Raw genomic sequence first — 24,586 nt, 5'->3', positions numbered from 1 at the left:
CCCCGTGAACATCCTCGTAGTGACCGCGGTCCCCGCCGAGCGGGACGCGGTCACGCGTGCGTTCGGGCCGGACGAGAGCGCGGTGACCGTGCTGGCGGGCGGGGTCGGCCCCGCCGCAGCCGCCGCCTCGACCGCCCGCGCACTGGCCACCGGTACGTACGGCCTGGTCGTCTCGGCCGGGATCGGCGGCGGGTTCGCCCCGGTCGCGCCGCTCGCCTCGGTGGTCGTCGCGGACGCGGTCGTCGCCGCCGACCTGGGCGCGGAGACGCCCGAGGGGTACGTGCCGGTCACCGGGCTCGGCTTCGGGACCGTGGAGCACCGCCCGCCCGCCGCGCTCGTACGGGCCCTGGCGGACGCCACCGGAGCGACGACCGGCACCGTCCTGACCGTCTCCACCGTCACCGGCACCGCCGCCCGCGCCGCCGAACTGCGCGCCCGGCACCCGCGGGCCGCCGTGGAGGCGATGGAGGGGTTCGGGGTGGCGGAGGCCGCCGCACTGTTCGGGCTGCCGGTGCTCGAAATCCGCGCCGTCTCCAACGCCGTCGGGCCGCGCGACCGCGACGCCTGGCGGATCGGGGACGCGCTCGCCGCCCTGACCGGCGCCTTCGGGAAGCTCAGGGCCGTCACGGAGGGTTGGACACCACATGAGCACGACGCACACGAACACGGCCACGGAGCCGGCGGGCCGGGCTGACGCGCTGAGGATCGCTTACTCGCCCTGCCCCAACGACACCTTCGTCTTCGACGCCTGGGCGCACGGCCGCGTCCCCGGCGCCCCCGCGCTGGACGTCACCTTCGCGGACATCGACCTCACCAACGGCATGGCCGAGCGCGGCGAGTTCGACGTGCTCAAGGTGTCCTACGCGGTGCTTCCGTGGGTTCTCGACCAGTACGCGCTGCTGCCGTGCGGCGGGGCGCTCGGGCGCGGCTGCGGGCCGCTCGTGCTGACCCGCGACGGGGACGTGGACCTCACCGGCAGGACGGTCGCGGTGCCGAGCGAGCGCTCGACGGCGTACCTGCTGTTCCGGCTGTGGGCGGCGGACGTCGTGCAGGGCGAGGTCGGCCGGATCGTGGTCATGCCGTTCGACGAGATCATGCCCGCGGTGCGCGACGGGCGGGTGGACGCCGGTCTCGTCATCCACGAGGCGCGCTTCACCTACCAGCGCTACGGGCTGCACAAGCTGGCCGACATGGGCGAGCACTGGGAGGCCACCACCGGGCTGCCGATCCCGCTCGGCGCGATCATCGCCAAGCGGTCGCTGGGCGAGGAGCGGCTGCGGGCGCTGGCCGGGGCGGCCAGGGCGTCGGTGCGGATGGCCTGGGACGATCCGTCGGCCTCGCGCCCGTACGTCGCGGCGCACGCGCAGGAGATGGACCCCGCGGTCGCCGATCAGCACATCGCGCTCTACGTGAACGAGTTCACGGCCGACCTGGGCGAGGACGGCTACGCGGCGGTGCGCGGCCTGCTGGAGCGGGCGGCGACCGAGGGCCTGGTGCCGCCGCTGGGTCCGGACGCCCTGAGCTTCCCGTAACGCCGCCGCTGGGTCAGGGCGCCCTGAACTTTCCCGTAAGAGCGCTCCCGGGCCGGGTCCCGCCTCCGTACGAAAGCGGGCGCACCGGCCCGGACATGGACCCGGGCCCAGGAATTCCGGTCCTTCCGGCTCCTGGGCCCGTACGTCCTTCCGCCGAGCCGACCCGCCGCCGGGCGGGCGGGGCGGCTATACGTCGAGCTGGTCGGCGACCGCGCGCAGCAGGCCGGCGATCTTCTTGCCCGCGGCCTTGTCGGGGTAGCGCCCGCGCTCCAGCTGCGGGGTGATGTTCTCCAGCAGCGTCGTCAGGTCCTGCACGATCGAGGCCAGCTCGTCCGGCTTGCGGCGCTGGGCCGCCGCGACCGAGGGGGTCGGGTCGAGGACCGTCACCGACAGCGCCTGGTCGCCGCGCTGACCTGCGACCACACCGAATTCGACGCGCTGGCCGGGCTTGAGGCTCTCCACACCTGCCGGAAGCACGGAGGAGTGGACGAAGACGTCGCCGCCGTCGTCGCGCGAGAGGAAGCCGAAGCCCTTTTCGCCGTTGAACCACTTGACCTTGCCGGTAGGCACCGTCTGTCCTCGTCCTCGTACTCGTCGGGTCCGGAAAGCCGCGAAAACGGCTCCGGATAGCACTACAGCGGGTCTTCACCGACCCGCCACTCACCAGGCTAATGGTCCTCACGCTGCTGACAAGAGCTGCCGGAGCCCGGCCGACGCCTTCCCCCGCACCGGCCCCCGGGGCAGGGAACTACCCTTGCCGGGTGAGCAATGAAACCAAGAGGGACCGGGCCGAGGCCGCCGGGGCCGGGGATCGGCTGGTTCGCGTCGGCGGGATCGTCTTCTTCGTCGGGGCCGTCGCGACGCTGGTGACGTTCGTGCCGATGTTCCTGGGAACCGAGCCGTTCCCCTCGATCGCGTACGCGGTGTGCATGTTGATGGGTGTGGGCTTCGTCATCGCCGCGGCGGGCGTGCTGCGCTCGATCGCGGTCCAGCGCAAGCAGGCACGCGGCGGCGCGTAGCCCCCGCGGCCGGGTGCCCCGGCGGCACCGTCGGCCGGATACCGCCGATGCCCGCGGTGCCTCCCGTGCCCGTGATGCCGCCCGTGGCCGTGGTGCCGCCCGTGCCTGATGCCGCCCGTGGCCCGGGGCCAGGGGCGGCTAGGCCGCAGCGCCGGCGCCCAGGTGCCGCGTCAGCCAGCCCGCGAAGCCCGTCAGGTCCGGGAGGATCACGTCGGCGCCGGCCTCCTGGAGGGCGCGGGCGTCGTAGGGGCCGGTGGTGACCGCGACGGACAGGGCCTCGGCGGCGCGGGCGCCGCGGACGTCGCCGAGGTGGTCGCCGACGTAGACGGTGGCGCCGTGCTCGCGCAGGGCCAGGGCCTTGCCCTCGGCCCAGACGTTGCCGATCACCGCGTCCACCTCGATGCCCAGGTGCTCCAGGTGCAGTTTGGCGTTGGGCTCCCACTTGCCGGTGACGACGACCGCCCGGCCGCCCGCCGCCCGTACCGCGGCGACCGCCTCGCGGGCGCCCGGGAGGGCCGTGCTGGGGGTGATCGCGTACTCGGGGTAGAGCGCGCGGTAGCGGTCGGCGATCTCCTCGATCCGGTCGGCGGGGAACCAGTTGGCGATCTCCTGCTCCAGCGGCGGGCCGAGCCGGGAGACGACCAGGTCGGCGTCGATCGGCACCCCGGTCTCGGCGGTGAGCCGCTGGTAGGCGGCCTTGATGCCGGGGCGGGAGTCGATCAGCGTCATGTCGAGGTCGAAGCCGACGACGGGGCCACCGGGGGCCAGGGGGCCGGTGGAATCGGCGGGTTCGTCGGACACCGGATGCGTGTGGTGTGCATGCGTACTCATGCAGGCCATTGTGCCGGGGCGCCGCCGAACCCCCCGGTCGTACACTTAGGGCCGCCTAAGTTGCCTGCTCAGGCTCCGAGATCAGCCTTCGAAATGGGACCGATGCCGACCGCCGCCCCTCCCGTGTCCGGGTCATCCCCGCCGCCCGCCCGGCCCGCCCCGTCCGTGTCGCCCCCGGCGCGGCCCCGTCGTGCAACGGTGACGCGGCGGATCGGCTGGACGGTGGCGGCCGTGGTGTCGCTCGCCGTCGCCGTGCTGCTGAGCCTCGCCGTGGGGGCGCGCGGCATCGCGCCGTCGACCGTGTTCGACGCGCTGCTGCACGGGGGCGACAGCCCGGACGCCGAGGTGGTGCGGCAGATGCGGGTGCCCAGGACCGTGCTGGGGATCATGGTGGGGGCCGCGCTGGGCCTCGCCGGGACCGCGCTCCAGGGCATCACCCGCAACCCCATCGCCGACCCGGGCATCCTGGGCATCAGCCAGGGCGCCTCGGTCGGGGTGGTGCTGGCCATCGCGTTCGCCGGGGTGCACACGCTGACGGGGTACGTGTGGTTCGCGTTCGGCGGCGCGGCCGTCGCCTCGGTCGCGGTGTACGCCGTCGCGTCCCGCGGGCGCGGCGGCGCGACCCCGGTGAAGCTGGCGCTCGGCGGTGCGGCGATCAACGCGCTGCTGGTGTCCGTGACGATGGCGGTACTCACCACGAGGGCCGCAGCGATGGACGAGTTCCGCTTCTGGAACGTGGGGGCGCTGGCCGGGCGCGGCTCCGAGATCGTCGGCCAGGTGTGGCCGTTCCTGCTGGTGGGGGTGGTGCTGGTGCTGGCCGTGGCACGCGGCCTCGACGCGCTGGCGCTCGGTGAGGACGTCGCGAAGGGGCTCGGGCAGAACGTGGCCGCGGTCCGCGTGGTGGGCGGGCTCGGCGCGACCGTGCTGACCGGGGTGGCGGTGGCCGCCGCCGGTCCGATCGCGTTCATCGGGCTCGCGGTGCCGCACATCGCCCGCGCGATCGTGGGCAGCGACCACCGGTGGACGCTGCCGATGGCGGCCGTGACCGGTCCCGTGATGCTGCTGGTCGCCGATGTGGTGGGCCGGATCGTGTTCCCGCCGAGCGAGGTCCCGGCGGGTGTGATGACGGCGCTGATCGGGGTGCCGTTCCTGGTCACGCTGGTGCGCCGGAAGGCGGTGCCGGCATGACGGCGACCACGGCGTCCGTCCGGGCCGCCTCCCGTACCCGTCCGGCCGGGTACTCCCTGGTCCGCGCCGGTCGCGCCTCGTTCCTGCTGCACCGCAGGGCCGCCCTGGTGGGGGCGGGTCTCGCGGTGCTGCTCGCGGCGGTCTGCGTCGCGTACCTGTGCGTCGGCGAACGCTTCGTACCGCCCGGCGAGGTGCTGCGGGTGCTGCTGGGCATGGACTCGCACAGCGGGCTGGTGGTGGGGACGCTGCGGCTGCCCCGGATGACCGTCGGGCTGCTGGTCGGGCTCGCCTTCGGGGTGGCCGGGGCGCTGATCCAGACCGTCGCGCGCAATCCGCTGGCCAGCCCGGACATCATCGGCATCAGCCAGGGGGCCGGTGCGCTGACCGTCGGCGCGATGATCTTCGGGGTCACCTCGGCCGGGGTGCTGCCGTACCTGTCGGTCGCCGGCGGGGTGCTCGCCGCGGCGCTGGTGTACGTGTTCGCCTGGCGCGGCGGGCTGCACGCGACGAGGTTCGTCCTGATCGGGATCGGCTTCGCCATCGCCCTGAAGTCGGTCACCCAGCTGTTCCTGACCAAGGGCGACTATCTGGTCGCGCAGCAGGCGCAGATCTGGATGACCGGTTCGCTCAACGGGCGCGGCTGGGACGAGGCGACCGTCCTGGGCTGGGTGCTGCTGGTGCTGCTGCCGGGCGTGGCGTGGGCCGCGCGGGCGCAGCGCACCGCCGCCATGGACGACGACACCGCCGTGGCGCTGGGCGTACGGCTCGGGCGGGTGCGGCTGGGGCTGGTCGCGCTCGGGGTGGTGCTGGCGTCGGTGGCGACGGGGGCGGCCGGTCCGGTCGACTTCGTGGCGCTGCTGGCCCCGCAGATCGCCCGCCGGATCACCCGGACCGCGCAGATCCCGCTGGTGTGCTCGGCGCTGCTGGGTGCCGTCATCGTGGTGTCCGGGGATCTGCTGGCCCGCCGGCTGTTCTCGCCCACCGAGCTGCCGGTGGGCGTGCTGACCGCCGCCGTCGGGGCTCCGTATCTGATCTGGCTCATCGTGCGCGGGCACGGCGGGCGCAATGGAGGCAAGGCATGAGTTCCCAGTCCGCCCCTTCGACCGCTTCCGGCACACGGCTGCGGGCCGCCTCGCTGACCCTGGGGTACGAGGACCGGACCGTCGTCCGCGAACTGGACCTGGCCGTTCCGGACGGGCGGGTGACCGTCATCGTGGGCCCCAACGCCTGCGGCAAGTCGACGACCCTGCGGGCGCTCGGCCGGCTGCTGAAGCCGCAGGGCGGCTCGGTGCTCCTGGACGGTACGGAGCTGGCCCGCATCCCCACCAAACGGATCGCCCAGTCGATCGGGCTGCTGCCGCAGACGCCGGTGGCCCCGGAGGCGATCACCGTCGCCGACCTGGTCTCGCGCGGCCGGCAGCCGCACCGGGCGTGGTGGAAGCAGTGGTCCGAGGAGGACGAGCGGGCGGTGGTGGACGCCATGGCGCGCACCGACGTGAGCGAGCTGGCCGACCGCCCGGTGGACGCGCTCTCCGGCGGTCAGCGCCAGCGCGTGTGGATCGCGATGGCGCTGGCCCAGGAGACCGATCTGCTGCTGCTCGACGAGCCGACGACGTACCTCGACATCGCCCACCAGGTGGAGGTGCTGGACCTGGTGCGCCAGCTGAACCGGGAGCAGGGCCGCACCGTCGTCGTGGTCCTGCACGACCTGAACCAGGCCGCCCGGTACGCCGATCACCTGGTGGCGATGAAGGCGGGCGTGATCGTGGCCGAGGGGCCGCCCGGCGAGGTCGTCACGGCGGACCTGGTACGGGAGGTGTTCGGGCTGGAATCGGTCGTGGTGCCGGACCCGGTGACGGGTTCGCCCCTGGTGGTGCCGGGGGCGCCGTGGGCCGGTGGCGGGTCGGGGGCGACCTCGCTCGCGGGCTCCGACGGGAAGGCCGGTACGACGTCTCACGCGGCCCAGGACGGGGAAGGGGAACCGGACTCCTCTCCGCCCGCTCTCCGAAAGGCACCCACCTCATGAAGCCCGTGCAGCCCGTGAACTCCGTGCCGCCTTCGCCGCACCGCAGCCGCACCCGACCCCGTAGGCGCCCGAGGGCCGCCGTGCCGCTCGCCCTCACCGCCGTGGCCGCGCTGGCGCTCTCCGCCTGCTCCTCCTCCGGCGGTCCCGACTCCGGCTCGGCGTCGGGCGCGGGGCAGGGGACGCGCACCGTCCGCACGGCCATGGGCGAGGTCGAGGTGCCGAGGGCGCCGAAGCGCGTGGTCGTCCTGGACACCGCCGAACTGGACTCGGCGATCACACTCGGCGTCAGGCCGGTCGGCTCCACGCACGCCGACGTCAAGTCGGGGTTCCTGAGCTACCTCCCCCCGGACAAGGTCGCCGGCATCAAGGACGTCGGCGAGATGATGACCCCCAACCTGGAGGCCGTCGCCGCGCTGGAACCGGACCTGATCCTCACCAGCAAGGTCCGCCACGAGGACAAGTACGACGAGCTGAAGGCCATCGCCCCGACGGTGATGACCGAGGGCACCGGCTTCCCCTGGAAGGAGAACTTCCAGCTGCACGCCGAGGCCCTGGGCAGGCAGGCGGAGGCGAAGCGGGTGGTCGCCGCGTACACCGCGCACGCGGCGAAGGTGACCGAGGCGGTCGGCGGCAAGGAGAAGGCAGCCGCGACGAAGGTCAACGTGGTGCGCTTCGTGGAGGGTGCGGACATCCGCATCTACGGCAGGCGGAACTACATCGCGACGGTGCTCGCGGACGTCGGCCTGGGCCGCCCGCCGATCACGGACAGGGCGAAGGACGGCTTCTCGTACGACGTGAGCCCGGAGAAGATCGACCTGGCGGGCAAGGACGCGGACGTCCTCCTCCACTCGACGTACGGCGACCCGGCCAAGGCCAAGCAGACCGCGACGCTGAACTCGGCGCTGTGGAAGTCGATCCCGGCGGTGAAGGCGGGCAAGGTCTTCGCGGTCGACGACCAGCTGTGGATCCAGGGCATCGGCTACACGGCCGCCGACAAAATCCTCACCCAACTCCAATCCCACCTCACCCCCTAACCCACCCCACCCCCGCCGCCTTGGGCGGCGGGGCCGCCCCCCGGGGGCGGAACGGGCGGGCAAGGGGGCGGCCCCCGGCGGAGCCGCACCTCATGTCCCGCCCACCCCTGCGGAGCCGCACGCCCCCGCCCCGGACGCCCCCCACCCCTTCCCCCCGGCAGGGCCCCCTCACCCACCAATCCGCCGCGCCCTCCACACCAAATAAACCGCCGAAACCACCGCCGCCGTCCGCACCAGCACCGGCCACAACCCCGTCAACGCATCCGTCAGCGCCCCCTCCGCCTGCATCGACAGCTGCTCCCCCCACCGGCCCTGGCTCCGGCCCCACAGCCACACCGCACCGCCCGCCGCGACCAGTCCGGGCAGGCCCAGGACCGCCCACTTCGCCTCCGCGCGCGACAGCTTCCGCGACAGGTACGCGAGGAGCCAGCCGCCCGCGAGCACCAGCAGGTTCCCCACCACCGCCCCCGCGACCAGCAGCACCGCCGCCAGCAACAGGAACGGACTGCCGCGCGGCACCAGCGGGGCCCGGACCGGCAGGTCCTCCTCCGCCTCCTCGGCGTCCCGCGCCGCCTTCTTCCTCCCCGCCACGGGCGCCCGCCGCCGCGCCCGGCGGTCGGCAAGCCGTCGCAGCACACTGCGCTCGTCCTCGCCGGCGTCCTCGGTGGCCGCCCCGCCCTCGCCGTCCTTGTCCCCGTCCCCGTCCTCGTCCTCGTCGTCCTCCGGCGGAGGCTTGAGTATCTCGGGGATCTCCACGCCGCCGGTGAAGCCGGGCACGGAGGTGCCGAGGCCGCCGAAGGGGCCGGGATCGGCCCGCCACCACTCCTCCGGGCCCTTCCCCGGCGGGCCGAGTTCGTCCGTACCGGCGACGTGCGGCCCGGTGGGGAACGGCTCCGGACCCGAGGGCCCCGCCCGCCCGGTCGGCGCCTTCTCGAAGCCGACGGGCTCCTCCGCCCCCTTCGCGCCCCGGCCGTCCCGCGCGCCCCAGCCGTCCGCCGCCCCCCGGCCGTCGCCCCTGTCCTCGCCGGCCGCCGACGATCTGCGCTGGCGGGGCAGCACCCGCCGGGAGGTGCGCGAGGAGAGCACCTCCTCCACGCCGCTGCCGCCCGCCGCCGCCTCGACGATCTCGTCCGGCGTGCCGAGCCTGCCGAGGATGCGCTGCACGGCGGCGGCGCTGTCCGGGCCGCCGATGGCCTTGGCCCGCTGCCGGTCGATCTCGGTGCGCAGCGAGGACACCAGGCGCATCCGGTCGCCTGAGGTGAGCTGCTGTTGCTGGGCGAGGTCACCGACCCGGCTCAGATAGTCGAAGACCAGCTGGTCGCTCTCGATGCCCACGACGCCGTCCGTCCCCTGCTCCCGCAGTCAGTGCCCTGCCCGGCCATGTTCGTGCCCCTGCCCCGTCCGGCCCGTGCTTGCCCTGCCGTTCGGGCGTTTCCGGATGATTACGGTCGTTCCGGTCCCGGTGCTCGGCAAGTGCCCGCCGGTCACGAGCAGTTGCCGGTCCGCCCTGCTCCGACGTTAGCGCCTGCCGCGCCGGGCCGGGTCGCGCAGACGCTACCGTGGGGCGGATGGGGACCAGCGAGCTCGACCGGGAGGCGCACGTGCCCGAAGGAATCACCACCGGCGGCCGGGCCGCCGGTACGCAGGCGGGCACGTCCGGCACGCCCGAAAGCACGGCGGGCGGCGGCACGGCGGGCGGCGGCACGCCCGGCGGCACCGCACCCGCCGGCAGCTCCCCCACCGCACCCCGCACCCTCGCCGAGGCGCTCCGCACCCGGGACGACGCCTCCCTCGCCGGGCTGCTGCGCGCCCGGCCCGATCTGCTGTCGCCGGTGCCCGGGGACCTCGGGCTGCTGGCCACCAGGGCCGGAACCCGGGCCTCCGTCGTCCGCGCGCTGGAGCGGCTCGACCGGTTCGCGCTGCAGACCGCCGAGGCGCTCGCGGTGGCGCCCGATCCGGCGACGTACGACATGCTCCGGGCCCTGATGAGCGGTGACGAGGGCGACCGCGCGGTCGAGGCGGCGCTGCCCGGCGCCGTACGGATGCTGCGCGAGCAGGCCCTGCTGTGGGGCGCCGACGACCGGCTCCGGTTGGTGCGCACCGCGCGCGAGCTGCTCGCGCCGTCGGCCACCCACCCGTCCCCGACCGGGCTCGGCCCGAGCGTCGCGGAGGCGACCGCCGGGATGTCCCCGACCCGGCTCCAGGGCATCCTGGCCGCCATCGGACTGCCCACCACGCACGACCCGGTGTCCGCCGTACAGGCGCTGACCTCGCTGTTCACCGACCGCGCACGGATGGACGCGCTGCTCGACACCGCGCCGTCGGACGCGCTGACCGTGCTGGACCGGCTGGTCTGGGGACCGCCGTACGGCGAGGTCAGCTCGGACCCGGCGCCGCCGGTGCGCTGGCTGCGGGACCACGGGCTGCTGCTGCCGACCAGCGCGCGCACCGTCGTGCTGCCCCGCGAGGCGGCCCTGCACCTGCGGGCGGGCCGCGCCCACCGCACCCCGGAACCGGTTGCTCCGGAGCTGGTCGCGGCGTCGGAGCACACCCGGAAGATGGTCGATCTGACGGCGGCGGGGCAGGCGTTCGGCGCGCTGACGACGGTCGAGGACCTGCTGAAGGACTGGGACCGGGGCGGGCCCCCGGTACTGCGCTCGGGCGGGCTGAGCGTCCGTGATCTGAAGCGGACCGCGGCGGCCCTGGACCTGCCGGAGCCGACGGCCGCTTTCTGGCTCGAACTCGCTTACGGCGCCGGGCTGTTGGCGTCCGACGGGGAGGCCGACGAGCGGTACGCGCCGACGCCCGCGTACGACGCGTGGCTCGACCTGCCGCCCCAGGAACGCTGGTCCCGTCTCGCCGCCGCCTGGCTGCGCGGCACCCGTACGGCGGGCCTGGTCGGCGGCCAGGACGCGAAGGGCCGCACGCTGTCCGCGCTGGGCCCGGACCTGGACCGCTCCTCGGCACCCGAGGTGCGCCACCGGGTGCTGGCACTCCTCGCCGCGCCCGGCCTCCCGGAGGGCACCGCCCCCGACCCGGACTCCGTCCTGGCCCGGCTCCGCTGGGAGCGCCCGCAGCGCGGCGCCACCGGCGACCTGCGCACCCGCCTCGCCCTGTGGACGCTCTCCGAGGCGGAACTGCTGGGCGTGACCGGCCGGGGCGCGCTCTCCACGCACGGCCGGGCACTCGCGGGCCTGGCCGACGAACCGGCCTCTCCGGCCTCCCCGGGCTCCCCGGCCTCCCGCGACTCTTCGGGCTCGCCCAGTACCGACACCGCAACCACCCCCACCCGGACCACCCCCACCCGCACCCTCCCCACCGATACCGAGTCCGCCGCGCACGCGCTGCGGGCGGCCGGGCTGCTGGCCCCGCTCATCCCGGAGCCGCTCGACCACGTACTCCTCCAGGCGGACCTGACGGCCGTCGCGCCGGGGCCGTTGCGGCGCCCGCTCGCGGAGATGCTGGCGGTGCTGGCAGACGTGGAGAGCCGGGGCGGGGCGACGGTGTACCGCTTCACACCGGGGTCGGTGCGCCGGGCGCTGGATTCCGGTCAGGCGGCGTCGGACCTGCACGCCTTCCTGGCGGAACACAGCCGTACGCCGGTACCGCAGCCGCTCAGCTACCTCATCGACGATGTGGCGCGCCGCCACGGGCATCTGCGGGTGGGTTCCGCTTCCTCGTACGTACGGTGCGACGACGACGCGGTGCTGGGCGAGATCCTCGCCGACAAGCGGTCCGCCGCGCTCGGCCTGCGCCGCCTCGCCCCGACCGTGCTGGCCGCGCAGACGGAACCGGTGGCGCTGCTGGACGGGCTGCGCGCGATGGGCTTCGCGCCGGCCGCGGAGTCGGCCGCCGGGGACGTGCTGATCACCCGTGCGGACGCCCGCCGCACCCCGGCCCGCACCGCCCCGGCCCCGGTGCCGGAGGGCCCGCCGGTACCGGACGAGACACTGCTGGGCGCGGCGCTGCGGGCGATCCGCGCGGGGGACATGGCGGCGAACGCGGTACGCAAGGAAGCGCCGGGGACCGGCGGCACGGGCGCCCCGGACTCCGGGACCGGCGCGGGAGCCCCCCACGGGCCCCACGGCGCGGGCGGCTCCTCCGCCCTCCCCCGCACCTCCTCCGCCGAGACCCTCGCCACCGTCCAGGCCGCCGCCCTGACCGGCTCGGCCCTGTGGATCGGCTACGTCAACGCGGACGGCGCCGCCAGCCAGCGGGTGATCGCACCGGTACGGGTGGAGGGCGGCTTCGTGACGGCGTACGACCACACGGCGGACGAGGTGAAGACGTACCCGCTGCACCGGATCACGGGCGTGGCGGAACTGGCGGACGACCCGGTGTGAGGCGGGGCGGCGACGCCGGACCACGGGTGGCGCGGGGGTGCCGCCTCACGCGGGCCGCGGCGAGTCCTCGACGGGACCGCCCGCCGTGGCACCGCCCGCCGTGCCACTTCCCGCTCCCGCCGCGGTGCCGCCCGCTGCCTCCGGCTCGTTCCGGTACCGGCGGCGGTGCACCACCCGGCCCAGCCGCCGCCCCAGCACCAGGTAGCCGAGCAGCGCTCCCGCCGTATTCATGATCACGTCGTCGACGTCGAAGGCCCGCCCGGTGACGATGGCGCCCTGCGTCAGCTCGACGAGCACCATCACGGTGACCGTCATCAGGAACATCCGCAGGAACCGCAGCCGCCGCGACCCGACGACCGGCAGCAGCACGCCGAAGGGGACGCCGAGCAGGATGTTCCCGCCGACCTGCTTGCAGGCGGCGAGGAAGGAGTAGTCCTGGAGGTACTGCCGCAGGGAGGCGCCCGGCCTGAGGTTGGAGTGCACGAGGTCCGCGGAGGCGGGCGAGGGGACGAGGGTCAGCTTCGCGAGGACGACGGCGAAGGCGACGAGGGCGACGAAGCCGAGGGCGATGGCGGCGATCCGGAAGAGGACCCAGGGCAAGGGGGTACGGGGTCGGGGGCGGCCAACTGCCTTGATTCCACTGATACGTTCGGCTCCCGCAGTCATGCCGATCCCTTTACCCCCCATTCCCCTCCCTACGCGACCCCCTCCGCCACGGCCCCGCATCCCGTGGGCACAGGGGCCGCTCCAGGAGGCGGGGGCGGGGCGGGCGGCGGTGAAGGGTGGGGGTGTGCGGCACACTGGAGGTTTGGCCTCTCCGAAAGGCACCCGCGTGAACGGACCCCTCATCGTCCAGAGTGACAAGACCCTCCTCCTGGAGATCGACCACGACCAGGCTGACGCCTGCCGCCGCGCCATCGCCCCGTTCGCGGAGCTGGAGCGCGCGCCGGAGCACATCCACACCTACCGGCTCACCCCGCTCGGCCTGTGGAACGCCCGTGCCGCCGGGCACGACGCCGAGCAGGTCGTGGACGCCCTGGTCGAGTTCTCGCGGTACCCGGTGCCGCACGCGCTGCTGGTGGACGTCGCCGAGACGATGGCCAGGTACGGCCGCCTCACCCTCTCCAAGCACCCCGTGCACGGCCTCGTGCTGACCAGCACGGACCGGCCGGTCCTCGAAGAGATCCTGCGGTCGAAGAAGATCCAGCCGCTGGTCGGCGCCCGGCTCGACCCGGACACCGTCGCCGTGCACCCCTCCGAGCGCGGCCAGATCAAGCAGACGCTGCTGAAGCTGGGCTGGCCCGCCGAGGACCTGGCCGGTTACGTGGACGGCGAGGCGCACCCGATCGAGCTGGCGGAGGACGGCTGGAGCCTGCGCCCGTACCAGAAGCAGGCCGTGGAGGGCTTCTGGCACGGCGGCTCCGGTGTCGTCGTGCTCCCCTGCGGTGCGGGAAAGACCCTGGTCGGGGCGGGTGCGATGGCGCAGGCGAAGGCCACCACCCTGATCCTGGTGACGAACACCGTCTCGGCCCGCCAGTGGAAGCACGAGCTGGTGAAGCGCACCTCGCTGACCGAGGACGAGATCGGCGAGTACAGCGGTACGAAGAAGGAGATCCGCCCGGTCACCATCGCCACCTACCAGGTGCTGACGACCCGGCGGAAGGGTGTGTACCCGCACCTGGAGCTGTTCGACTCCCGGGACTGGGGTCTGGTGATCTACGACGAGGTGCATCTGCTGCCGGCCCCCGTCTTCAAGTTCACCGCCGACCTCCAGGCGCGGCGGCGGCTCGGGCTGACGGCGACCCTCGTACGGGAGGACGGCCGCGAGTCGGACGTCTTCTCGCTCATCGGACCCAAGCGGTTCGACGCCCCGTGGAAGGAGATCGAGGCGCAGGGCTACATCGCGCCCGCCGACTGCGTGGAGGTACGGGTCAACCTGACGGACTCCGAGCGCCTCGCGTACGCGACCGCCGAAGCGGAGGAGAAGTACCGCTTCTGTGCCACGACGGCCACCAAGCGGAAGGTGACGGAGGCGCTGGTCGCCAGGCACAAGGGGCAGCAGACCCTGGTGATCGGCCAGTACATCGACCAGCTCGACGAGCTGGGCGAGCATCTGGGCGCACCGGTCATCAAGGGCGAGACGCCGAACTCGCAGCGGGAGAAGCTGTTCGACGCGTTCCGGTCGGGCGAGCTGAACGTGCTGGTCGTCTCGAAGGTCGCGAACTTCTCGATCGACCTGCCCGAGGCGACGGTGGCGATCCAGGTGTCGGGCACGTTCGGGTCACGGCAGGAGGAGGCGCAGCGGCTGGGCCGTGTGCTGCGTCCCAAGGCGGACGGGCACGAGGCACGCTTCTACTCGGTGGTCGCGCGCGACACCATCGACCAGGACTTCGCCGCCCACCGGCAGCGGTTCCTGGCGGAGCAGGGATACGCGTACCGCATCGTCGACGCCGACGACCTCCTCTCCTCCCCCGAAGAAACCCCCTAACCCGCCCCCTCCTCCCCCCGCCGTCCCCTTGGGCGGCGGGGCCGCCCCCGGGGGCGGAACGGGCGGGCAAGGGGGCGGCCCCCGGCGGAGCCGAACGCCCCCCGCCCCGGCCACCCCCGGCCCCGCACGCCGCACTCCGCACACCGCACCCGCCACTCAGCTCCCGGTCCGGAACCCCAGAACCGAAGCCCCCGTACCCGCACCCGACCCTGTACCCGACCCCGTACCCGCGTCCCCCACCTTCTGCACCGGCAGCACCCCACTCCCCCGCACGCCCCCGCTCCTCAGCTGCCACGCCAGCCACCCCATCAGCGCCAGCCCCAGCATCGGGTACGGCGACAGGCCCGGCTGCTGCCACCACGGCAGCTGCACGTCCAGGTCGCCCTTGTGCGGAATGACCCAGAAGCTGCGGCAGGTGAACAGCACCGCGAGCACCGCCGCCGCGCGGAAGCGGCGTTCGCCCGCCAGCAGGGCCAGCAGCGGCACGCACCACACCCAGTGGTGCGACCAGCTGATCGGCGAGACCAGCACCATCGTGAGCGCGACGACGACGATGCCCCACTCCTCGTGCCCGCTGCGCACCGCCCGGCGGGCCAGCCACAGTCCGGCGAGCCCGACGACGGCCGCGGTCGCGAACCACACCACGCCCGGCTCCATGGTGTGCATGGCGCGCGCCAGCATCCCCTGGAGGGACTGGTTGTCGACGATCCAGACCTTGCCCACCCGTTCGGTCTCGAACATCCGCCGGGTCCAGAAGTCGAGGCTCGCGGACGGCAGCACGAGGATGCCGAGGAGGACGGTGGCGGCGAACGAGGCCAGCGCGGTGAGGCCGTTCCTGATCCGGCCGGTGACCAGCAGGTACACGATGAAGATGGCCGGGGTGAGCTTGATCCCGGCCGCGATGCCCAGCGCGACGCCCTTGCCGAGGGCGCCCTTGGGCCGGGTCAGGTCCCACAGGACCAGGCAGGCCAGCGCGAGGTTGATCTGCCCGAACACGAACGTCTGGAAGACCGGCTCCAGCCAGATCGCGAACGCGGTCGCGACGAGGATCAGCTCGGGCCGCCGGGGCAGCTTGGCGAAGCGCCAGGAGAGACGTACGAGGAGGGCGAGAAGCCCGATGTTCCCGACGAAGAAGCACACTTTCATGGCGGTGACGGGAATCCACGTCGTCGGTACGAAGAGGATCGCCGCGAACGGCGGATAGGTGGCCGGCAGCTTCCACTCGGTGGTGACGAAGTCGTACAGGCTGGTGCCGTCGACGACGGCCTGTCCCTCCGCCCGGTAGACGAGGGTGTCGCCCATCGGGACCCGGGTGGCCAGGAAGAGCGCGGTGAGCGCGGCCACGGAGAGGACCAGCAGGGCTCGGGCACCGAACAGGGCGCGGGGGCTCACTGCGCGGGGGGCGGCGGCGGTGCGCGGGCTCGGGGACCCGGGCAGGCGGGGATCGGGGGCGCGGGGCGTCTCCGAGCGGGGCTCCGTCACACGGGAGCTCACGCGGTCGGCGGCGCGGGCTTTCTCGGTCCGGTCAGTCGTCACGCGGCAACCCTATGAGGCTTCTCCGTGCAGGCACCACGGTATGTAGGGGCCGGGCCATGTCGGCGCGTTCGCGGACTTCGGCGGGGGCGTCGTCGGACGACGGACCCGACGGGGCCGCGCGCGGGTACGGCGCCGAACCGTCCCGGGCCTCGTGCGGGGGTTACGCGCGGTTGTGCTGCTGCTGGGGTACGGAGTGCGCGGTGCGGTCGGCGGAGGCCGTGCCGGGGCCGCGGCCGTCGGCCCAGGCGTCGCGCTCGTTCCTCCAGTCGTCCGCGTGGTCGCCCAGCAGGACCACGCTGACCGCAGCGCCCGTGAAGACGCGGACCGCGCGCAGGGCGCGGGTGGCGAAGTGGGATTTGCCCGTGACCGCGGTGGCGCCGGAGTGCCGGGGGGACGCCGTGGTGCGGGGGCCTGTCATCGCTGGTGTCGCTGTTGCTGTGCTCATACATCCATGGTGGCTGCGGTGGTGCGGCGGGGCATCGGACCAAGGGGTGAACCGGGCCTTCCTGGGCCTCCACCCAGAGGCTGACCTCGTACCCCTGGCTCACCCCAGGGTCTTACGGGGTGGGGGCCTCCCGGGGGGGGTGTGGGAGCGGGGTTGCCGGGGGCGTCCGGGGTGCGGGGGTGCGGCTCTGCCGGGGGCATCCGGGGCGGGGGTGCGGCTCTGCCGGGGCGTCCGCGGTGGGGGTGCGGCTCCGCCGGGGTGGGCGGGGGCGAATGTGCGGCTCCGCCGGGGGCCGCCCCCTTGCCCGCCCGTTCCGCCCCCGGGGGCGGCCCCGCCGCCCAAGGAGGCTCGGGCGGGGCGGCACCGCCGCCCAAGGGGGCGGGGGAGCGAGCGTGCGGCCCCGCCGCGCAAAGGGACGGGGGCGGCACCGCCGCCAAGGGGGCAGGGCGGGGCGGCGGTGTAATTTGCTCGCTCGTGGGGGGTGGCGCCGTTAGAATCTCTGCTTCCCCCGCCTCCCTCCCGGAGCGCGCGCGTCGTCCGGACGGAAACCGGGCGGCAGTCAGACGTGACCCCCGCCGAGCCGTGCCGCACACCCGGCCCGCCCCGGTCCCCGCCCGTCGGCCCGCCTCCGCGGTCCGGCCGGCCGGACCCCGGCCCGCCGCAAGGAACCCGGCTGCCCGGCCTGCTCACCCAGCCGGAGGCTTCACCGTGCCCGCGCACGCATCCGCAGTACCCGCCGACCTCTCGCCCGACGACCCGCTCTCGCGCGAGCGCGCCCATCTCGCCGCCTCCCGTTCCGCCCTGCGCGCCATGCGCGAGGACGTCGAGAACCTGGACATCCGGGACGTCACCGCGAACTGGGTCAACTCCCTCGTCCTCACCGCCCAGATCGAGGACCGCATCAAGGCCCTCGCGGACCTCTCCCACACCCCGCTGTTCTTCGGCCGCCTCGACTACCTGCACACCGTCGGCGCGGAACGGGCCGAGGGCACCCCGGGCGAGCACTTCTACATCGGCCGCCGGCACGTCCACGACTCCGACGGCGAGCCGATGGTCGTCGACTGGCGCGCCCCGGTCTCGCAGCCGTTCTACCGGGCGTCCAAGAAGGACCCGCAGGACGTCGGGCTGCGCCGCCGGTTCGGTTACACCGCGGGCGAGTTGACCGCGTACGAGGACGAGCACCTGTCCGACCCGTCCGACGCCGACGACCCGCTGACCAGCAAGCTCCTCCAGGCGGAGATCGAGCGTCCGCGCGTCGGTCCGATGCGGGACATCGTCGCGACGATCCAGCCGGAGCAGGACGAGATCGTCCGCAGCGGACTGTCGGGCTCGGTGTGCGTGCAGGGCGGTCCCGGTACCGGGAAGACCGCCGTCGGTCTGCACCGGGTCGCCTACCTGCTCTACGCCCACCGCGAGCGCCTCGCCCGCACCGGCACCCTGGTCATCGGCCCGAACCGTTCCTTCCTCCACTACATCGAGCAGGTCCTCCCGGCGCTGGGCGAGTTGGAGGTGAAGCAGGCGACGGTCGACGACCTGGTCACCACCGACGGCGAGGGCGTACTGCTGGAGATCCGCGGTACGGACGAGGCGCCCGCCGCCGTCGTCAAGGGCGACGCGCGGATGGCGGAGGTGCTGCGCCGGGCGATCCGTTCGCACGTGACGATGCCCGTCGAGCCGGTGGTGGTCGTGCGCGGCTCGCGCCGCTGGCGGGTCCCGGCGTACGAACTGGAGGAGATGGTCCGCGAGTTGCTGGCCCGGGACATCCGTTACGGCGCGGCCCGCGAGGCACTTCCGCGGCGCATCGCCCACCAGGTGCTGGTGCGGATGGAGGAGGCGGGGGAGGCACCGGACGACCGGGTGCAGGACGCGGTGGCGCGCACCCCCGCGGTGAAGCAGGCGGTCAAGGCGATCTGGCCGCCGGTCGACCCGGCGAAACTGGTGCTGCGGCTGCTCGCCGAGCCGGAGTTCCTGGCCGCGCACGCGGAGGGCGTCCTCACCGAGGAGGAGCAGCGCACGGTCCTGCACGCCAAGCCGGCCCGCAGCGTGCGGTCGGCGAAGTGGTCGGCGGCCGACGCGGTGCTCATCGACGAGGCCCGCGACCTGGTGGAACGCACCCACTCGCTCGGCCATGTCGTGCTCGACGAGGCGCAGGACCTGTCGCCGATGCAGTACCGGGCGGTGGGGCGGCGGTGCAGTACGGGCTCGGCGACGGTGCTCGGCGACCTGGCGCAGGGCACCACGCCGTGGGCGACGGGCAGTTGGGCCGAGGCCCTGCACCACCTGGGCAAGCCGGAGGCGGTCCTGGAGGAACTCACGGCGGGCTTCCGCGTCCCCCGCGACGTCATCGCCTACGCGTCGCGGCTGCTGCCGCACATGTCGCCGGGGCTGACGCCGGTGACGTCGGTACGGGAGAGCCCGGGGGCGATGTCCGTCGAACGGGTCCCCGACGGGGCCGACCTCGACGCGGCCGTCGTCGAGGCGTGCGAGGCGGCGCTGCTGCACGAGGGGTCGATCGGCCTGATCGCGGCGGACGCGCGGGTGGCGTCGCTGGCGAAGGCGCTGGAGGCGGCGGGGCATGCGCCGCTGTCCCCGGGCGAGGAGACGACTGCGGCTTCCCGGCTGACCCTGGTGCCCGCGTCCCTGGCCAAGGGTCTGGAGTACGACTACGTGGTCCTGGACGAACCGGCGGCGGTTGTGGCGGGGGAGGCGGATGAGCGGACGGGTCTGAGGCGGCTGTACGTCGCTCTGACCCGAGCGGTCTCCGGCCTCACCATCCGCCACACGACCCCCCTGCCGTCCCCCTTGTCCCCCTGACCCCCGGGTCTCCCAACCGGCGGCTGCCGCCGCGCGGACGCGAGCGTGGCGTGCCCCTTCAGGGGGCGGGGGGGCACGCCACACCGCCGCCCGTGTTACGGGTTGAGGGTGGTGTGCCAGGTTTCTACCGCGCGGGGGCACACCGGCTCCCCCCAGCCCCCCGGCCTCGCCGCCCCGCCGATGTGGAACGCGTTGATCCCCGCCCCGAGCAGCACCGGCAGGTGATCGAGCCGCAGCCCGCCCCCCACCAGAATCTGCGCCGCGTACCCCGGCTCCCCCGACCGCCCCGCCTCGGCGAGCAGCGTGGGGAGGCCCGCGTCGACCCCCTCCGCCGCGCCCGCCGTCAGGTACGTGTCCAGGCCCGGCAGGTCCGCCAGCGACTTGCGGACCGCGTCCCGGTCCGCCGCCCGGTCGACCGCCCGGTGGAACGTCCACCGGCACCCGTCCAGTTCCGCCACCAGCCGCTCGACCGCGACGAGGTCCGCGTTCCCGTCCTCGTCGAGGAAGCCGAGTACGAACTCCTCCGCGCCCTCGGCCCGCAGTGCCCGCGCTTCGGCGACGAGCGCGTCCATGTCCTCGCGGGATCCCGCGGAGAAGCCGTCGGCCGCCCGCAGCATGACCCGCAGCGGGATGTCCACGGCGGCGCGGATCGCGGCGAAGGTCTCGCGGGGCGGGGTGAGCCCGTCCGCGGCCATGTCCGTGACCAGTTCGAGCCGGTCGGCACCGCCGGACTGGGCCGCGACCGCGTCCTCGGCACTGAGGGCGATCACCTCCAGGACTGCACGCTCACTCATGGGGTTCCGCTTCCTTCACCGTAGATCCCGCTGGTCTAGTCCAATATCAAGACTAGTTGCCCAGCGCCCCTCGCGCATCACCCCCGTGCGCACCGTGATCGGCCGACTTCCCCCCGTGCGGCCCACCCCCTTCGCCCGGCGCGCCCGGCGGCGCCTCCCCCGGGGCCTTCGCGGGCTTCTCCTCGGTGGCCACCACCGGATCGATCGCACTGCCGATCCCGTACGCGCCTCCGAACGTCACGGCCAGCACCAGCGCGTACGCGGCGACCCTCGGTCCGTTCCCCATGGCACGACTCCCCTTCCCTTGTTCCGTATGCGGTGAAGCAGTTCGACCATACCCCCAGGGGGTATGAAGTCAATACTTGCGCCCCATAGGGCAGGGGGGTATACATGAACCCAGCAGCCGATACCCCCAGGGGGTAACAGGCGGCCGGCAGGCAGAAGGACCGGACCGAGCAGCAGGGCTGGAAGCCGGAGCCGAAGGCCCGAGAGAGAAACAGAAACCGTCACCCAGGGAGTGGTCATGACCGTCCAGACACCGGCATCCGCGCCGTCGCCCGAAGCGGCGGCGCCCGCCCACGTCGAACTCGCCATCGGCGGCATGACCTGCGCCTCCTGTGCCGCCCGCATCGAGAAGAAGCTCAACCGCATGGAGGGCGTGGAGGCCACGGTCAACTACGCCACCGAGAAGGCGAAGATCGCGTACGACGGCGACAGCACCGAGGTCGCCGACCTGATCGCCACCGTCGTGAAGACCGGCTACTCGGCCAAGGAGCCCGCCCCGGTGAAGCCGGCCGCGGCAAACCCGGCGGCGGCCGACGGCGGCACGGAGGACGAGGAGGACGACGACCCCGCCCTCGTCTCGCTGCGCCAGCGCCTGATCACCGCCGTCCTGCTCGCCGTCCCGGTCGTCGCGATGGCGATGATCCCGGCGCTCCAGTTCGAGTACTGGCAGTGGCTGTCGCTGACGCTGGCCGCGCCGGTCGTGACGTACGCGGCCTGGCCGTTCCACCGGGCCGCCTGGACGAACGCCCGGCACGGCGCCGCCACCATGGACACCCTGATCTCCGTCGGCACGTCGGCCGCGTTCCTCTGGTCGCTGTGGGCGCTGTTCTTCGGTACGGCGGGCATGCCCGGCATGACGCACCCCTTCGAGCTGACCATCGCCCGCAGCGACGGCGCCGGGAACATCTACCTGGAGGCGGCGGCCGGAGTCACCGCGTTCATCCTGGCCGGCCGCTACTTCGAGGCCCGCTCCAAGCGCAAGGCGGGCGCCGCGCTCAAGGCACTGCTCCAGCTCGGCGCGAAGAACGTCACCCTGCTGCGCGACGGCGAGGAAGTCACCGTCCCCACCTCCGAGCTGAAGCCCGGCGACCGCTTCCTGGTCCGCCCCGGCGAGAAGATCGCCACGGACGGCAAGGTCGTCGAGGGCACCTCCGCGGTCGACGCGTCGATGCTGACCGGCGAGTCGGTGCCGGTCGAGGTCGGCGTCGGCGACAGCGTCACCGGAGCGACCCTCAACGCGGGCGGCCGGCTGGTCGTCGAGGCCACCCGGGTCGGCGCGGACACCCAGCTCGCCCGGATGGCCAAGCTGGTCGAGGACGCGCAGAACGGCAAGGCGGCGGCCCAGCGCCTCGCCGACCGGATCTCCGCCGTCTTCGTCCCGGTCGTCATCGCCCTGGCCCTCGGCACGCTCGGCTTCTGGCTGGGCAACGGGTCCGGCCTCACCGCCGCCTTCACCGCCGCCGTGGCCGTACTGATCATCGCCTGCCCGTGCGCCCTCGGCCTGGCCACTCCGACCGCCCTCATGGTCGGCACCGGCCGCGGCGCCCAGCTCGGCATCCTGATCAAGGGGCCGGAGGTCCTGGAGAGCACCCGCAAGGTCGACACGATCGTCCTGGACAAGACCGGCACCGTCACCACCGGCCGCATGACCCTGCTCGACGTGCACCTCGCCGAGGGCACCACCGAGTCCGACGTACTGCGCCTGGCGGGCGCCCTGGAGAACGCCTCCGAGCACCCCATCGCGCAGGCCGTCGCCGCCGGTGCCGCCGAGCGGCTCGGCGAGCGCCTGCCCACCCCCGAGGACTTCGCGAACGTCCCCGGCCTGGGCGTCCAGGGCGTCGTCGAGGGCCACGCGGTCCTGGTCGGCCGCGACAAGCTCCTCACCGAGTGGGCGATGTCCCTCCCGGTGGCCCTGGAGCGGGCCAAGGCGGAGGCCGAGGCGGCCGGCCGCACCGCGATCACCGTCGCCTGGGACGGCGAGGCACGGGCCGTCCTCACGGTCGCCGACGCGGTCAAGGAGACCAGCGCGGAGGCGATCCGCCGGCTGAAGGCGCTCGGCCTCACGCCCATCCTCCTCACCGGCGACAACAAGGCGGTCGCCGAGTCCGTCGCCGCCGAGGTCGGCATCGGCCAGGTGATCGCGGAGGTCATGCCCGAGGACAAGGTGGACGTCGTCAGGAAGCTCCAGTCCGAGGGCCGTTCCGTCGCCATGGTCGGCGACGGCGTCAACGACGCGGCGGCCCTCGCCCAGGCCGACCTTGGTCTGGCCATGGGCACGGGCACGGACGCCGCGATCGAGGCGGGCGACCTGACCCTGGTCCGCGGCGACCTGCTGGCGGCGGCCGACGCCATCCGCCTCTCCCGCCGCACCCTCGGCACCATCAAGTCCAACCTCTTCTGGGCCTTCGCCTACAACGTCGGCGCGCTGCCGCTGGCCGCGATGGGGCTGCTGAACCCGATGATCGCGGGAGCGGCGATGGCCTTCTCGTCGGTCTTCGTCGTCGGCAACAGCCTGCGCCTGCGCCGCTTCAAGGCGGCCTGACCCGCACCGACCCGCACCGGAGGGCGGCTCCCGGAGGCATCTGGCCTCCGGGAGCCGCCCTCTCCCCTGTGCGCGCCGGGCTCAGTCGAAGAAGGCCAGCCGCTTCTCCTCGACGCCCTCCAGGCGATACCGCGTCCCGGTCAGCGGGCGGGTCGCGAAGAGACGGATCAGGGTCGGCAGGTCGCCGGCGTACGACGCCTCCGCGTCCCCCGCGCCCAGCCGGTACGTCTCCCCCAGGTCGGTCAGCTCCGCGCGCAGCGCGGGCAGTTCGCGGACGTACGTCAGGTGCGCGAGGAGTTCCACCGCGGGCCGCGCCCCCGCCCCGCCGTACGCGTCGCCCACCCCCCACGCCTCCCGTACGTCGCCGGTGTGCACCCACTCCCCGAGGGCGATGCCGTCGAGCCGGCCGTCCCAGGCGCCCATCACGGCGCCCGCCGCCGCGTACCCGTGCTCCAGTTCGTCGAGCAGGCGGGACAGCGGCCAGTCGGCGCGTTCGGCGATGTCGCGGTCGTTGGACTCGGGCGAGAAGACGCCCTTCTCGTACCGTTCGTCGATCACCCGCTTCAGCGCGGCCGAGCAGTGGGCGACCACGTGCCGCACCGTCCAGCCGGGGCAGCAGGTCCGTATCGCGAAGTCCTCCTCGGTGGCGCGGGACCTCAACAGGGCGAGGAACGGCTTGAGTTCGGTGTGCAGCAGCCGCTCGGGGAGCCCGGCGTCACGCTCTTCGAAAGCCCTTGGTGTCGTCATGGGCCCACGCTAGCCAGCCGGGCGGCCCGCCCGCCCCCTCACGCGTCGAACGCGGTGTCCCGGGTCGTCTTCTCCCAGGCGTGCACCTCGTCGCGCACCCCGTCCAGGTGGCCCAGCACCGCGTCCACCGCGTCCGCGCCCAGCGGCAGCCGCAGCGGGGTCGTTCCGGCGTCCAGGGCGGCCAGGATCGCCCGTGCGGCCTTCGCCGGGTCGCCGGGCTGGACGCCGTCGCTCGACTCGATCATCCGCCGGGTTCCCCCGACGGTCTCCTGGTACGCCGCCGTCTCCTCGCTCGCGCTGAAGCCGCCGAACAGACCGGTCCGGAAGGATCCCGGCTCGACGACCAGCACCTTGATGCCGTACGGCGCGACCTCGGCGGCGAGCGCCTCGCTCATGCCCTCCAGGGCGAACTTGGTCGCGCTGTACGCCCCGAAGCCCGCGAAGGACAGCTGTCCGCCCATGCTGCTGAGCTGGACCACCGCGCCCGAGCGGCGTTCGCGCATGTGCGGCAGGACGGCCCGCACGAGGGCGGCCGGGCCGAAGAAGTGCACCTCGAAGAGCGACCTCAGCTCCGCGTCGCCGGTCTCCTCGACGGCACCGACGTGGGTGCGGCCTGCGTTGTTGACCAGTACGTCGATGCGTCCGTGGCGGTCGACGACGTCGGCCACCACCGCGTCGATCCCGGCGATGTCGGTGACGTCGAGCCGGACCGCCTCGACCTGCCCGGCGTGGGCGGCGACCAGGTCGTCGAGGGTTTCGGTGCGGCGGGCGGTGGCGACGACCGTGTCTCCCGCGGCCACCGCCGCCTCGGTGATCGCACGCCCGAAGCCGCTGCCCGCACCGGTGATCAGCCAGACCTTGCCCATGATTCGCGTTCCTCCCGTCGGCCGGGCCCCGTTGCCGGACCCGTTCTCGGCACCGAGCTTCACCCACCGTCCCCTCCCCGGTCCAAGACCCTTCGT

Annotated in this window: 21 protein-coding genes; 11 read left to right on the top strand and 10 right to left on the bottom strand. The window is 74.0% G+C overall.

What is annotated here, in order from left to right; translation table 11 throughout:
* Positions 1-4 precede the first annotated feature (4 nt).
* Positions 5-694 carry a futalosine hydrolase gene (locus ACFYVL_RS10370; RefSeq protein WP_389242843.1) on the top strand — a complete coding sequence of 230 codons (690 nt, stop codon included), beginning with the start codon at positions 5-7 and terminating at the stop codon, positions 692-694.
* A complete protein-coding gene (locus ACFYVL_RS10365; RefSeq protein WP_389242841.1) occupies positions 645-1,532 on the top strand; it encodes a 1,4-dihydroxy-6-naphthoate synthase in 888 nt (295 codons plus the stop codon). The genes ACFYVL_RS10370 and ACFYVL_RS10365 overlap by 50 nt, the downstream gene beginning before the upstream one ends.
* A 186-nt stretch (positions 1,533-1,718) precedes the next feature.
* On the opposite strand, the gene ACFYVL_RS10360 is transcribed toward ACFYVL_RS10365, so the two are convergent.
* Positions 1,719-2,102 carry a cold-shock protein gene (locus tag ACFYVL_RS10360; protein ID WP_389242839.1) on the bottom strand — a complete coding sequence of 128 codons (384 nt, stop codon included), beginning with the start codon at positions 2,100-2,102 and terminating at the stop codon, positions 1,719-1,721.
* 191 nt (positions 2,103-2,293) lie between these two features.
* On the opposite strand from ACFYVL_RS10360, the gene ACFYVL_RS10355 reads away from it, so the two are divergent.
* Positions 2,294-2,551, top strand: coding sequence for a hypothetical protein (locus tag ACFYVL_RS10355; RefSeq protein ID WP_389242837.1), 258 nt, complete (start codon positions 2,294-2,296; stop codon positions 2,549-2,551).
* A 138-nt stretch (positions 2,552-2,689) separates the two neighbouring features.
* Here ACFYVL_RS10355 and ACFYVL_RS10350 read toward each other — a convergent pair whose 3' ends face one another.
* Positions 2,690-3,382: an HAD family hydrolase gene (locus ACFYVL_RS10350; protein ID WP_389242835.1), complete on the bottom strand. Its 693-nt coding sequence runs from the start codon at positions 3,380-3,382 to the stop codon at positions 2,690-2,692.
* A 93-nt stretch (positions 3,383-3,475) separates the two neighbouring features.
* Here ACFYVL_RS10350 and ACFYVL_RS10345 point away from each other — a divergent pair, with 93 nt between their 5' ends.
* The 4 genes from ACFYVL_RS10345 (at position 3,476) to ACFYVL_RS10330 (ending at position 7,630) form a co-directional block, all read left to right on the top strand.
* A complete protein-coding gene (locus tag ACFYVL_RS10345) occupies positions 3,476-4,570 on the top strand; it encodes a FecCD family ABC transporter permease (protein ID WP_389242833.1) in 1,095 nt (364 codons plus the stop codon).
* The gene (locus tag ACFYVL_RS10340; RefSeq protein WP_389242831.1) at positions 4,567-5,652 is read left to right on the top strand and encodes a FecCD family ABC transporter permease; all 1,086 of its coding nucleotides are present in this window, start codon (positions 4,567-4,569) and stop codon (positions 5,650-5,652) included. Before ACFYVL_RS10345 ends, ACFYVL_RS10340 begins: the two co-directional genes overlap by 4 nt.
* On the top strand, positions 5,649-6,596 hold the full coding sequence (locus tag ACFYVL_RS10335; RefSeq protein ID WP_389242829.1) for an ABC transporter ATP-binding protein: 948 nt from the start codon (positions 5,649-5,651) through the stop codon (positions 6,594-6,596). The genes ACFYVL_RS10340 and ACFYVL_RS10335 overlap by 4 nt, the downstream gene beginning before the upstream one ends.
* Before the next feature lie 80 nt (positions 6,597-6,676).
* Positions 6,677-7,630, top strand: a complete 954-nt coding sequence (locus ACFYVL_RS10330; protein WP_389242827.1) for an ABC transporter substrate-binding protein — start codon at positions 6,677-6,679, stop codon at positions 7,628-7,630.
* Positions 7,631-7,798: 168 nt separating this feature from the next.
* On the opposite strand, the gene ACFYVL_RS10325 is transcribed toward ACFYVL_RS10330, so the two are convergent.
* Positions 7,799-8,965 carry a hypothetical protein gene (locus tag ACFYVL_RS10325; RefSeq protein ID WP_389242825.1) on the bottom strand — a complete coding sequence of 389 codons (1,167 nt, stop codon included), beginning with the start codon at positions 8,963-8,965 and terminating at the stop codon, positions 7,799-7,801.
* 233 nt (positions 8,966-9,198) lie between these two features.
* Between ACFYVL_RS10325 and ACFYVL_RS10320 the strand changes: the two genes are divergently transcribed.
* Positions 9,199-11,973: a helicase C-terminal domain-containing protein gene (locus ACFYVL_RS10320; protein WP_389242823.1), complete on the top strand. Its 2,775-nt coding sequence runs from the start codon at positions 9,199-9,201 to the stop codon at positions 11,971-11,973.
* A 45-nt stretch (positions 11,974-12,018) separates the two neighbouring features.
* Here the strand turns inward: ACFYVL_RS10320 and ACFYVL_RS10315 are convergent, their stop codons facing one another.
* Positions 12,019-12,573 carry a VanZ family protein gene (locus ACFYVL_RS10315; RefSeq protein ID WP_389242821.1) on the bottom strand — a complete coding sequence of 185 codons (555 nt, stop codon included), beginning with the start codon at positions 12,571-12,573 and terminating at the stop codon, positions 12,019-12,021.
* A 232-nt stretch (positions 12,574-12,805) separates the two neighbouring features.
* On the opposite strand from ACFYVL_RS10315, the gene ACFYVL_RS10310 reads away from it, so the two are divergent.
* Positions 12,806-14,461 (top strand): DNA repair helicase XPB, encoded by a 1,656-nt coding sequence (locus tag ACFYVL_RS10310; RefSeq protein ID WP_389242819.1) that lies wholly within the window; start codon positions 12,806-12,808, stop codon positions 14,459-14,461.
* Positions 14,462-14,617: 156 nt separating this feature from the next.
* Here the strand turns inward: ACFYVL_RS10310 and ACFYVL_RS10305 are convergent, their stop codons facing one another.
* Complete coding sequence (locus ACFYVL_RS10305) at positions 14,618-15,820, bottom strand: glycosyltransferase 87 family protein (RefSeq protein WP_389243404.1); 1,203 nt, start codon at positions 15,818-15,820, stop codon at positions 14,618-14,620.
* Positions 15,821-16,157: 337 nt separating this feature from the next.
* Positions 16,158-16,442: a hypothetical protein gene (locus tag ACFYVL_RS10300; RefSeq protein WP_389242817.1), complete on the bottom strand. Its 285-nt coding sequence runs from the start codon at positions 16,440-16,442 to the stop codon at positions 16,158-16,160.
* A gap of 708 nt (positions 16,443-17,150) precedes the next feature.
* On the opposite strand from ACFYVL_RS10300, the gene ACFYVL_RS10295 reads away from it, so the two are divergent.
* A complete protein-coding gene (locus ACFYVL_RS10295) occupies positions 17,151-19,256 on the top strand; it encodes a HelD family protein (protein WP_389242815.1) in 2,106 nt (701 codons plus the stop codon).
* Positions 19,257-19,351: 95 nt separating this feature from the next.
* Here ACFYVL_RS10295 and ACFYVL_RS10290 read toward each other — a convergent pair whose 3' ends face one another.
* Complete coding sequence (locus tag ACFYVL_RS10290) at positions 19,352-20,050, bottom strand: copper homeostasis protein CutC (protein WP_389242813.1); 699 nt, start codon at positions 20,048-20,050, stop codon at positions 19,352-19,354.
* A 52-nt stretch (positions 20,051-20,102) separates the two neighbouring features.
* Positions 20,103-20,336, bottom strand: a complete 234-nt coding sequence (locus ACFYVL_RS10285) for a hypothetical protein (RefSeq protein ID WP_389242811.1) — start codon at positions 20,334-20,336, stop codon at positions 20,103-20,105.
* Between the two features lie 237 nt (positions 20,337-20,573).
* Here ACFYVL_RS10285 and ACFYVL_RS10280 point away from each other — a divergent pair, with 237 nt between their 5' ends.
* The gene (locus ACFYVL_RS10280) at positions 20,574-22,877 is read left to right on the top strand and encodes a heavy metal translocating P-type ATPase (RefSeq protein ID WP_389242809.1); all 2,304 of its coding nucleotides are present in this window, start codon (positions 20,574-20,576) and stop codon (positions 22,875-22,877) included.
* Between the two features lie 81 nt (positions 22,878-22,958).
* Here the strand turns inward: ACFYVL_RS10280 and ACFYVL_RS10275 are convergent, their stop codons facing one another.
* A complete protein-coding gene (locus ACFYVL_RS10275) occupies positions 22,959-23,624 on the bottom strand; it encodes a maleylpyruvate isomerase family mycothiol-dependent enzyme (RefSeq protein ID WP_389242807.1) in 666 nt (221 codons plus the stop codon).
* A gap of 38 nt (positions 23,625-23,662) precedes the next feature.
* Positions 23,663-24,490: an oxidoreductase gene (locus ACFYVL_RS10270; protein ID WP_389242806.1), complete on the bottom strand. Its 828-nt coding sequence runs from the start codon at positions 24,488-24,490 to the stop codon at positions 23,663-23,665.
* Positions 24,491-24,586 lie beyond the last annotated feature (96 nt).

Origin of the sequence: Streptomyces sp. NPDC004111 (assembly GCF_042874215.1) — a bacterium.
Classification (GTDB): domain Bacteria; phylum Actinomycetota; class Actinomycetes; order Streptomycetales; family Streptomycetaceae; genus Streptomyces.
The sequence above is the reverse complement of the archived record's forward strand: the minus strand, read 5'-3'. Positions and strand labels throughout refer to the sequence as shown.